Origin of the sequence: Burkholderia sp. Ac-20384, assembly GCF_017104605.1 — a bacterium.
Lineage (GTDB): Bacteria > Pseudomonadota > Gammaproteobacteria > Burkholderiales > Burkholderiaceae > Burkholderia > Burkholderia lata.
Window position 1 is genome coordinate 17,769 of the sequence record NZ_JAAGPE010000107.1, and the last position, 10,790, is coordinate 28,558.

Annotated in this window: 7 protein-coding genes; 3 read left to right on the forward strand and 4 right to left on the reverse strand. The window is 55.9% G+C overall.

Going from position 1 to position 10,790, the window contains the following annotated elements:
- Positions 1-164 precede the first annotated feature (164 nt).
- From G3O00_RS20750 to G3O00_RS20765, 3 genes are all read left to right on the forward strand, one after another.
- Positions 165-638, forward strand: a complete 474-nt coding sequence (locus G3O00_RS20750) for a hypothetical protein (protein WP_206144161.1) — start codon at positions 165-167, stop codon at positions 636-638.
- A gap of 116 nt (positions 639-754) precedes the next feature.
- Entirely contained in the window at positions 755-2,911 is a 2,157-nt protein-coding gene (locus tag G3O00_RS20755) for a hypothetical protein (protein WP_206144162.1), read from the forward strand.
- A 1,047-nt stretch (positions 2,912-3,958) separates the two neighbouring features.
- A complete protein-coding gene (locus G3O00_RS20765) occupies positions 3,959-4,897 on the forward strand; it encodes a restriction endonuclease (protein WP_206144164.1) in 939 nt (312 codons plus the stop codon).
- Positions 4,898-5,001: 104 nt separating this feature from the next.
- Here the strand turns inward: G3O00_RS20765 and G3O00_RS20770 are convergent, their stop codons facing one another.
- The 4 genes from G3O00_RS20770 to dnaA form a co-directional block, all read right to left on the reverse strand.
- On the reverse strand, positions 5,002-5,415 hold the full coding sequence (locus G3O00_RS20770; protein ID WP_206144165.1) for a hypothetical protein: 414 nt from the start codon (positions 5,413-5,415) through the stop codon (positions 5,002-5,004).
- A gap of 491 nt (positions 5,416-5,906) precedes the next feature.
- Complete coding sequence (gyrB, locus tag G3O00_RS20775; RefSeq protein WP_206144166.1) at positions 5,907-8,381, reverse strand: DNA topoisomerase (ATP-hydrolyzing) subunit B; 2,475 nt, start codon at positions 8,379-8,381, stop codon at positions 5,907-5,909.
- A gap of 192 nt (positions 8,382-8,573) precedes the next feature.
- Positions 8,574-9,680: a DNA polymerase III subunit beta gene (dnaN, locus tag G3O00_RS20780; protein ID WP_174933678.1), complete on the reverse strand. Its 1,107-nt coding sequence runs from the start codon at positions 9,678-9,680 to the stop codon at positions 8,574-8,576.
- Between the two features lie 168 nt (positions 9,681-9,848).
- On the reverse strand, positions 9,849-10,790 hold a 942-nt coding region (gene dnaA / locus G3O00_RS20785; RefSeq protein WP_206144167.1), incomplete at its 5' end, for a chromosomal replication initiator protein DnaA.

Here is a 10,790-nt window from a genome sequence, read left to right on the forward strand (position 1 = left end):
TTGGATGCGCCAGGTAGTGACCGAGTACGCTTCGACCCGAAGTGTGAATGGACATCATGACCTGCTCTCACAGTTCATCAGGAACAGGTCAGATTGCCTAAACTGCGATGAATCGATAAATGCCCCTGTCCTCGACCCAAGTCGGAGCCATCGGAGAGAATCTGTTGGCCAATGCTGTCATGAAGGCCAGTGATGGCCGCCTATCGCCATTTCAGCCGCTTGCCGACGATGATGGGCTGGACGTTCTGTTTTTTGACAAGCTGACAGGCAACTCGGTCGCAATCCAGTTGAAGTGTCGCACGGTGACTATCCGTAAACGGAACTCGGATGAGCGGGGGAATGTCGTTCACTTCGAAGTTCGGCAAGCCACGTTCAACGAGGCTCGTCGGGCCTATCTGGTCGCTGCGCTGGCTAACGAAGAGTTGACACATTTTGTCGCGACTTGGTTCATACCAATGGCTCAGCTGCCCAAAATTGGCAAAGGCAAATCTGACAAATGGGTCATTCGACCCAGCAAGTCGGCGGATAGTGTGGACCGCTATACGCCTTACCGATGCTTGACCTCGGAAGAGCTCGTTCAGCGAATCATCGACGTATGCGAGGCACGCGGCAACTGCCCGGCGGAGTTGCCTGGGTGAAGAAACGGTGTGGGAGTGGGTTGCTTCACCGCGTGACTGCTTCCATAATCTTGGAAACGCAATAATCTCGTGCGCCAATTATCCAAGGTGGAATAACAATTCTGCGAGAGGGGATCATGAAGCTGAACATAGATTTGAAAAACTGCTACGGCATTAGTGAGTTGACGCACTGTTTCGATTTCACAACCAGCAGCGGCTATGCGATCTACGCTCCAAATGGCTTCATGAAGACATCGCTCTCAAAGACCTTTGATGATCATGCTAAAGGAAGAGATTCGGTTGATCTTATTTTTACAGATCGAATCTCCAGTAGAGCCATTACAGACGCGACTGGAGCAAGCGTAGCTCCAGATTCAATTTTTGTTATAGAGCCATACAATCAAGAATTCTCTTCGGAGCGCACTTCTTTGTTGTTGGTTAATGGTGCGATCAAGCAACAATACGATGATGCGCTCAAACAGATTTCCGAAAAGTTGAGTGCACTTTTCACTAAACTCAAGCAGCTTTCCGGTTTGACAGGCCGGACACTCACCCCGGAAACTGAATTCCTGAAATCGTTCGAATCAACCAGCATTACCAATTTGCTGGAGTCTTTGGAGCAGAAGGTCACAGAAACAGCGCCAAGCAAGCTGGCGGATTTAGTCTACAGCGAGATATTCAACGACAAGACCATAGTGCTTCTTGAATCGGGAGCAATCAAGGATCAGCTCGAAGAATACATTCAAAGATACAACGACTTGGTATCGAAATCCGATGTGCTCAGCAAGCAGTTCAATCACTACAGTGCTGGAACTGTAAATAAACAGTTAACCGACAACGGTTTCTTCGCTGCAAAGCACACCATTAATCTAAATGCCAAAGGTGGCAAGAAAGAGGTAACCTCTGCCGCCGAGTTGGCGGAAAAAATTGAGGAAGAAAGGAATAAGATCTTCACTGACAAAGGTCTTGCGAGCAAGTTTGATGCGATTGACAGGAAGATCCAGAATGTAGAGCTGAGAAAATTTCGAGACTACCTGTTTGATAATCAGGAAATATTGCCTGAGTTGAAGAACTTCAAGCAGCTTCAGAAGAATCTCTGGATTGCATATCTTGCGAACCAGAAGGAGTTGTTTGATCAATTTTTGGCCCAGTACAGGGCGAGCAAAGTTACCATTGAAGCAGCCGTCAAACAGGCAAGGGAAGAGCGGACAGATTGGGAAAAGGTTGTAGCAACCTTCAACAAGCGCTTCTTTGTGCCGTTCACGATGTCGGTTTCAAATCAGGAGGATGTCATCCTGAAAGGAACGAAGCCGTCGATTGCATTCAAGTTCTCCGATGGCGAGCGTGAAGGTGAAGTTCCAAGAGACTCTTTGCTGAAAGTGCTCAGCCAAGGTGAAAAACGTGCGCTGTACATCTTGAACATCCTTTTTGAGATTCAGTCTAGGCAGAAGCAAGGCGGCTTTACGATTCTCCTGGTGGATGATATTGCTGATTCGTTTGACTACAAGAACAAGTATGCGATCATTGAATACTTAAAAGATATCTCCAATTCGGGAAATTTCTATTGTATTTTTCTGTCTCATAACTTTGACTTCTACAGAAGCATCAGTGGAAGGCTCAACTTGAAGCGCGAATGCAAGCTGATGGCTGCCAAGAATGGGCGAAGGTTAACTCTCAGTAAAGAGAAATATCAGAAAAATCCATTTATGTTCTGGAGGGATAACCTGAGTGAGCCCTCTTATTGCATCTCAGCTATACCGTTTGTTAGAAATCTTGCCGAATATTGCGGTCATAATGCGGATTATTTGACGCTGACTTCGCTACTGCACGTCAAGCAGGATACGGACACGATCACTCTTAATGATCTGTGTGTCATCTACAAAAGAATTTTGACCGATAAAGCGGCATTAGTGCTTACTCCTGCGAACAAAGCCGTGATCTCCGTTATCATCGAGGAGGCAGAAAAGATTGCGGTTGACGCCGACGAACATATTGAGCTGGAAAGAAAGATCGTTATATCCATTGCAATTCGATTGATTGCGGAAAAGCACATGATTAAGCGCATAAACGATCAACCTTTCGTCGATGCGATTACTCAAAATCAAACCATCGAGCTCCTCAAGGAGTACAAGAACCGAGTGCTTGGCACCCCGGAGGAAATTGAAAAGCTAGAACAAGTGAATTTGATGACTCCAGAGAATATACACTTGAACTCGTTTATGTATGAGCCGATTTTGGATATGGGTTCCTCTCACTTGAGGGCACTCTATACGGATGTGAAGGCTCTTGCATGAGGATTGTTTGTCGCAGCAATTCAGCAAACCCTGGGGCCTCAGTTTGTTTTTTTGCGGGTGGAGAGATTCGCTTCTCCTTGGTGGCGTCTGACTGTCCGGGAAAGTCTACGACGCTTTGTTGAGCGGGGGCTACTTGCCAACGACGGCTCGTCGCCTATTGGCGTTATTTGCGATCGCCTGCGTGGCATTGTTATCGGTCTTTCTTCTTAAATCGAATTATGTTTGAGCCTAGCGGCAGGCCGTCGCGCACTGCGCTTGATGCTCCACGCATCAAGACGAGCAGGCTGATGCCGGTTCCGGTCCAAAGAGCGTAGGTCGTGATAATTCCTAGAATGGCGAGGGGTTATGACTTTCATTTGGGGTGCTTTTTGTCAATACCCGCAGGACAAACCAAACGAAAGGTGTCGCGGTCGGGACATGCCAACGGTCGTCAGTCGTTGGTAGGGGCGGCAAAGTTGATGCGCGCGAGTTCGTTGGCCGTTGTGCCGGTCGGCGAAGCCTAGCCGAGTGCGTCTTGCGCAAAGCGGGCACCGCCGGCAACTCCGCGGGCGCATTCGCGAACGGGAGGCGCGAAAAATCGAGGGGGCTAGGTGCCCGCGTTGATGAGCTAGACTGCCTGATAGACGAGTATCGAGTTGTCGCGCAACCCGGCTTCGATGGTTGGTGTTTCGGTGGGGCCGCCATACCATTCCAACTGGACTGGCATCGGAAGAAGTGCCTCAATGGCCGCATTCAGGCGCTGGCGCTCGAAAACAAAGACTCTCCACTTGCACGAATCGCCGGCCAATCGCTCAATCTCAACAGCAATGTCAATGTCGCTATCGGGGCGTTCGGTCCCGCACACACGACTACCAAATAGCCAAACCTTCCTTATCAGTCGTTCAGGTGCGGCCTATCGAGCCACGATTCCGCGAATCTCGGCAATGTGCATGAGCCTGCGCTTCTGCCCCGACGCTGCCTAAATTGCGGTATCTTCTATGTTCGACGCGGCTCGCCCAAATCAGCGGTGTTCCGCCATACATAACAAAACAGACCCACGGGGGGGAAATGCCTGCACGAACGAACGATTTTCAGAAGCTTGTACGAGTTATTAATCGTCACCTTGCGCCGGCAGGCGCGAAAGTGAGTGAGTCCGCAATGCTTCATGATCCAGAGGCAGAAACAGAAAGAGAGATCGATATACTCGTTGAGAGCAAGTTGTTGAACTGCGATATTAAAATTGGAATTGAATGTACCGCCCTCGGGAAGCCGGTCGAAGTCAGAATTATCGAGGCATTTCGAGAAAAGCACCGAAAGGTCGGCATTAATCAAACTATCGTTGTTTCAAAAAATGGATTTACCGATTCCGCAAAAAATTATGCTCGGAAAAACGGAATAAAGCTTCTAACATTTAATTCTGCAAAAAGCGAGAATTGGAAAAAGAATTTTGAGAAACTTAGGGATTTGTCGGTTTATGGTCGTCGCTATTTTGTGCGTTCCATAACTGTTTCATTTTCTAGCAAAAAGACAACTCCTGATTTTGTTTTTGACGGTGGCATTGAGGTGGCGCAGGGTGATTCTTGGATTTCAGTTAATCAGTACGCAGCCAATCTGTTTCTGTCGTCCGAGATTAGTAAGCACAAGGCTCGTGAGTTGATGGAGAATGAGGTCAAGGGGTCTGATCCATGGATTGAAATTGGATTCAATCTCGGTTCAAATGTTGATTTTAGGGACAAGGACGGCAGATTGTCGAGGCCGGAGGAAATCGTAATCGTATTTGGATACGTGTCTAATTACAGATCGTTAAACTCAGAGCAAGTTTCTTACGACGGAGAGCCCTTGGTTGTCGGTGGCTTCTTTGACGGAAAGGATGGCGGTTTTGCTCAGGTCGCGTTTAATGAGGTTGACGGGAAAGTAGTTGGGACCCTCGAATTTGACGATAAATTTCTGCCAGACGTATCGAAGTTGATCGCCAAACCTGGAGCAGAAGCCCGGTCGGTTAAATAAAGATGGCTGGCGGTTTGCGGTTGCTTTTCAACGGGCGGTTTATTGCGCTTAGTCAGAGACGCGACTGTCTGTCTCTCCTGATCGTGGATGATCCACGCTGTGGTTCATCGGCTCGACCCATCAAGTTCACGAGACAGACTAGGTTCGCGCATCAGTGGGTTGGTCGGCGTGCCGCGATGGAGGCTGCAGCGACACTTGTCCAGGAGGCGCCGAACGCCGGCCGCGAGCGCCTCCTCGGGCGCGGCGCGCATGGCGTGCGTGGGCGTCGTCGAGGCGCGATACGCAGGGCGGCTTAGCGGCAACCGCGCCGCGATTGCTTGTAAAGTCTCGGGCCGCGCTCGGTCGGTGTCGCGAAGCTGAAGGCGCGAGGCCAGTATCGACATGGGCGGCGGCTCGGTGAAGCGAACTCTCAGGCGCGCCTTCATGTAGGTAATCGAGCGTCGTGCCCTTCGTTCGGCTGCGGGACATTCGCCCGCGAGCGAATCGATCACGGCCTCGCGCGTGGCGGCCTTGTCCAACGCAGCGCGGTGCGACTACGGGTCGACCAAACCGAGCGCGGACGCGTCGACGAACAACGTCGTGGCGAAGCGCGAGCGGCTCGCCGCAACGTAGGCCCATTCCCTATCTGACATCAGCGGATTCGCCAGCTCGGCATTGCCGTGCTCGCGCTGAGCGACGCGAAGATGCCGCCGGCCTCGACCGGTTGCAGTTGCTTGGGGCGTGCGATTGGAATAGGTGGGGCAGCTGATGCATGCGGGCGATGGCTCACCAAGCGGCTCACCTCGCGTGCAATGACAAAGGCCCGCGCTCCTAGGAGTGGCGGGCCTGTGCGCTGATATGGTGGCGAATCAGGGATTCGAACTCCGGACCCGCGGATTATGATTTTGCGGCTACGCTCTCATAAAACATGGCTCTCGACCGGTAGGTCAGTCGCACCAACTTTGTCGCCCAGTCGCAAAACTGTGGCGCCAGTCGCACTTACTCTGGCGCCCTACGCCTACACCATGAGTTAGACGTCAATATTCCCCGCCCGCAACGCATTCGACTCAATAAACGCCCGCCGCGGCTCCACATCATCACCCATGAGGGTAGTAAAAATCCCATCCGCAGCAATCGCGTCTTCGATCTGCACGCGCAGCAGTCGCCGCACAGCCGGATCCATCGTCGTTTCCCACAGCTGCTCGGGGTTCATCTCGCCGAGCCCCTTATACCGCTGCTTCGAAACGTTCCGCTCCGCATCCGCCAGCAGCCACTTCATCGCGCTCTTGAAGTTCGTCACAGCCATGCTGCGCTCACCGCGCTTGATGACCGCACCTTCGCCGATGAGGCCCTTGAACGTATTCGCGGTGGTCACGAGCTGCTGATAATCCGCCGTGTGCTGGAATTCCTGGTCGATGACCGAAACCCGCACGTTGCCGTGATGCGTACGCTCGACATGCAGCGACCGCTGTTCGCGAACCGGATCATACGACGGCACGACCCGCACTTCGTTCTTCAGCGCTTCATCATGCAACGCAGCATGCAGCGCCTTAGCCGAAGCCTCCGTTGAAGCCTCGTTAGACAGATCGATCACCACCCCGTCCATGACCGCTTCCAGCGCGGCCGGATCATACAACCGGCTCAGCCGCTCGATCACGCTCTGCGACAGCAGATACGACCGCGCCAGCTCCCCAAGCGCATCACCGGAAATCGCCGCCGCGTTCTCACCCGGCACCAGCTCCGACCCTTGCAGCGCCAACCGCAGCATGTGCGCGTTGAGCTCCACGTCATCCTTCAGATACCGCTCGTCCTTGCCCGCCTTGATCTTGTAAAGCGGCGGCTGCGCGATATACACGTACCCGCGCTCGATCATGTCCGGCATCTGGCGATACAGGAACGTGAGCAGCAGCGTCCGGATGTGCGCACCGTCCACGTCCGCGTCGGTCATGATGATGATGCGGTGATAGCGCAGCTTGTCGAGGTTGTAATCCTCTTTGCCGATGCCGCAGCCGAGCGCGGTCACGAGCGTGACGATCTGTTCCGACGACAGCAGCTTGTCGTAGCGCGCCTTCTCGACGTTCAGCACCTTGCCGCGCAGCGGCAGGATGGCCTGGAACTTCCGGTCACGCCCTTGCTTTGCCGAGCCACCTGCCGAGTCACCCTCGACGATGTAGATTTCGCACTTTGCCGGGTCTTTCTCCTGGCAGTCCGCGAGCTTGCCGGGCAGGCCGACGCCGTCGAGCACGCCCTTGCGGCGCGTCATTTCACGCGCCTTCCGCGCAGCATCACGCGCACGAGCCGCCTCAACGATCTTCCCGCAGATGATCTTCGCGTCGATCGGCGTTTCCAAAAGGAATTCTTCCAGCGCCTTCGCCACAACTTCTTCAACCGGCGCACGAACCTCGGAAGAAACCAGCTTGTCCTTCGTCTGCGAGCTGAACTTCGGCTCCGGCACCTTCACGGAAAGCACGCACGACAGCCCTTCGCGCATGTCGTCGCCGGTCGTCTCGACCTTTGCCTTCTTCGCGATTTCGTTGTCGGTGATGTACTTGTTGATGACGCGCGTCATCGCGGCGCGCAGGCCGGTCAAGTGCGTGCCGCCGTCGCGCTGCGGAATGTTGTTCGTGAAGCACAGCACGTTCTCGTTGTAGCTGTCGTTCCACTGCATCGCGACTTCGACGCCCACGCCATCCTTCTCGCCGTTGGCGAAGAACACTGTCGGGTGCAGGTTGGTCTTCGTCTTGTTGATGTACTCGACGAAACCCTTTACACCGCCGGCGAATGCGAAATCGTCTTCCTTGCCCGAGCGCAGATCGGTGAGGCGAATCCGCACACCGTTGTTCAGGAACGAAAGCTCGCGCATCCGCTTCGCGAGGATGTCGTAGTGATACTCGACCGTACCGAAAATCGTCGGATCGGCCATGAAGTGCACTTCGGTGCCGCGGTTCTCGGTGTCACCGGTCACCAGCATCGGCGACACTTCGACACCATCGACCATCTCGAGCACGCGCTCCTGCGCGACGCCGCGATGGAACTCCATGAACCGCTTCTTGCCGTCACGGCGCACCGTGAGGCGCAGCCAGCTCGACAGCGCGTTCACGCACGACACACCCACGCCGTGCAGGCCACCGGAAACCTTGTAGCTGTTCTGGTCGAACTTGCCGCCGGCATGCAGCTCGGTCATCACGATTTCCGCGGCACTACGCTTCGGCTCGTGCTTGTCGTTCATCTTCACGTCGGTCGGAATCCCGCGGCCGTTGTCGGTCACGGAAATCGAGTTGTCGGCGTGAATCGTTACGTGGATGTCGTTGCAGTACCCGGCCAACGCTTCGTCGATCGAGTTGTCGAGCACCTCGAACACGAGGTGATGCAGACCGGTGCCGTCCGACGTGTCGCCGATGTACATCCCGGGGCGCTTGCGCACCGCTTCCAGACCTTCGAGGATCTGGATCGACGAAGCGCCGTAGCTGCTGTTATCGGGTTGCGGATTGTGCTGTTCACTCATGGATATCTTCCGGTTCTGCGAGGCCACTCAAGCGGCGGCATGGTGCGTTTCCTTGCGAAAACGCCGGGCCGCTCCAGTTTTCCTGGCCCGTCCAAGGCACCGGTGAGGCACCAAAGGGACGGGTTGTCGGTTCGCCATAAAAACGCCAAAGGGGCTTGCCGCCCCCTGGTGTGTGTCGTGATGTCGCGCGCGTCAGATGCGCATCGGCATCACGACATACTTGAACTCTTCGTTCTCGGGCACGGTAATCAGCGCGCTCGAGCTGGCGTCGCCGAGGCTCACCTGCACGGTGTCGACCTTCAGGTTCGCGAGTACGTCGAGCAGATACGTGACGTTGAAGCCGATGTCGACGGTATCGCCCTGGTAGGCGATTTCCAGTTCTTCCTGCGCCTCTTCCTGATCGGCGTTGGTCGACATGATCTTCAGCTGGCCCGGCGCGATGATGCAGCGCACGCCCTTGAACTTGTCCGAGGTCAGGATCGCCGCGCGCTGCAGCGAACGCTGCAGTTCTTCACGGCCGATCTCGAACGTGTTCTTGTGCGCCTTCGGGATCACGCGCTGGAAGTCGGGGAACTTGCCCTCGACGAGTTTCGACACGAGCTCGACCTGGCCGAACGTGAACTTGGCCTGGGTTTGCGCGATGTCGATGGTGACGGTGTCGTCGATGTCTTCGAGCAGGCGTTGCAGCTCGAGAATCGTCTTGCGCGGCACGATGACTTCCTGGCGGCCGAACGTGCCGCCTTCGAGCTTCATCGACGAGAACGCGAGGCGGTGGCCGTCGGTGGCCACGGCCATCAGCTGGTCGCCGTCGACGACGAGCAGCATGCCGTTCAGGTAGTAGCGGATGTCCTGCTGCGCCATCGCGAAGTGCACCATGCCGATCAGCTGGCGGAACGACTTCTGCGGGACGGTGAGGGTTGCGCCGAAATCCTTCGCCTGCGCGACGGTCGGGAACTCGTCGGCCGCCAGCGTCTGGAGTGCGAAACGGCTCTTGCCGGATTGAACGGTGAGGCGCTTGTCGGCGAGCGACAGCGTGACCTGGCCGTCAGGCATCGCGCGCAGGATGTCGAGCAGCTTGCGCGCCGCGACGGTGGTCGCGACCTGGTCGCCGCCGACGCCGAAATCGGCGCGCGTGGTGATCTGCAGCTCCAGGTCGGTCGACAGGAACGAAACGTCCGAGCCGTTCTTGGTGATCAGCAGGTTGGCGAGGATCGGCAACGTATGGCGGCGTTCGACGATGCCGCTGACCGTTTGCAGCGGCCTGAGGAGGGTGTCTCGTTCGGTCTTGACCAGTTGCATAGAGTTCCTTCGTTGAGTAACGGCCTGCAGCGCAGCAGCCTCGCAGCGCCCCGCCGGCCGGGCTCTTGGCCCGCCACCACCGGGGCGGTCAAACCAGTATTGTGCCTCAAAACCGAACCGCCCCCCTTAAATTGGGGCGGAGGCCGAATTATCAAGCGCGCCGCGCGCTCAGCCCTTCAGCGTCTGTTCCAGCACGTGCAGCTCGTGGTTGAGCTGCGCGTCCTTGCTGCGTTCGTCGGCGATCTTGCGCACCGCGTGCAGCACGGTGGTGTGGTCGCGCCCGCCGAACAGCTCGCCGATTTCCGGCAGGCTCTTCTGCGTGAGTTCCTTCGCGAGATACATCGCGATCTGCCGCGGCCGCGCGATGTTCGCGGGGCGCTTCTTCGAATACATGTCGGCGACCTTGATGTTGTAGAAGTCGGCGACGGTCTTCTGGATGTTCTCGACCGAAATCTGCCGGTTCTGCACGGTCAGCAGGTCCTTCAGCGCTTCCTTGGTCAGCTCGATCGAGATCTCGCGGCCGTGGAACTTCGAATACGCGAGGATCTTGCGCAGCGCGCCTTCGAGTTCGCGCACGTTCGAGCGCAGGTGCTTCGCGACGAAGAACGCGACGTCTTCCGACAGGTTCACGCCTTCCGACTGTGCCTTGCGCATCAGGATCGCGACGCGCATTTCCAGCTCGGGCGGCTCGATCGCGACGGTGAGACCCGAGTCGAAGCGCGAGATCAGGCGATCGTCGATGCCCGAGATCTCCTTCGGATACGTGTCGCTGGTGATGATCACCTGCGCCTTGTTCGCGACGAGCGCCTCGAACGCGTAGAAGAATTCCTCTTGCGTGCGCGACTTGCCGGAGAAGAACTGGATATCGTCGATCAGCAGCAGGTCGAGCGAGTGGTAGTAACGCTTGAAGTCGTCGAACGCCTTGCGCTGGTACGCCTTCACCACGTCCGACACGTATTGCTCGGCATGGATGTAACGGATTCGCGCGCCGGCCTTGTCGAGCAGCAGTTGGTTGCCGATCGCGTGGATCAGGTGGGTCTTGCCGAGGCCGACGCCGCCGTACAGGAACAGCGGGTTGTACGAGATGCCGGGGTTGTCCGCGACCTGGAT

Coding starts and splice junctions, on each gene's coding strand:
- G3O00_RS20765 (WP_206144164.1), top strand. CDS start 3,959: ATGCCTGCACGAACGAACGATTTTCAGAAGCTTGTACGAGTTATTAAT.
- dnaN (WP_174933678.1), bottom strand. CDS start 9,680: ATGCAACTGGTCAAGACCGAACGAGACACCCTCCTCAGGCCGCTGCAA.
- gyrB (WP_206144166.1), bottom strand. CDS start 8,381: ATGAGTGAACAGCACAATCCGCAACCCGATAACAGCAGCTACGGCGCT.
- G3O00_RS20755 (WP_206144162.1), top strand. CDS start 755: ATGAAGCTGAACATAGATTTGAAAAACTGCTACGGCATTAGTGAGTTG.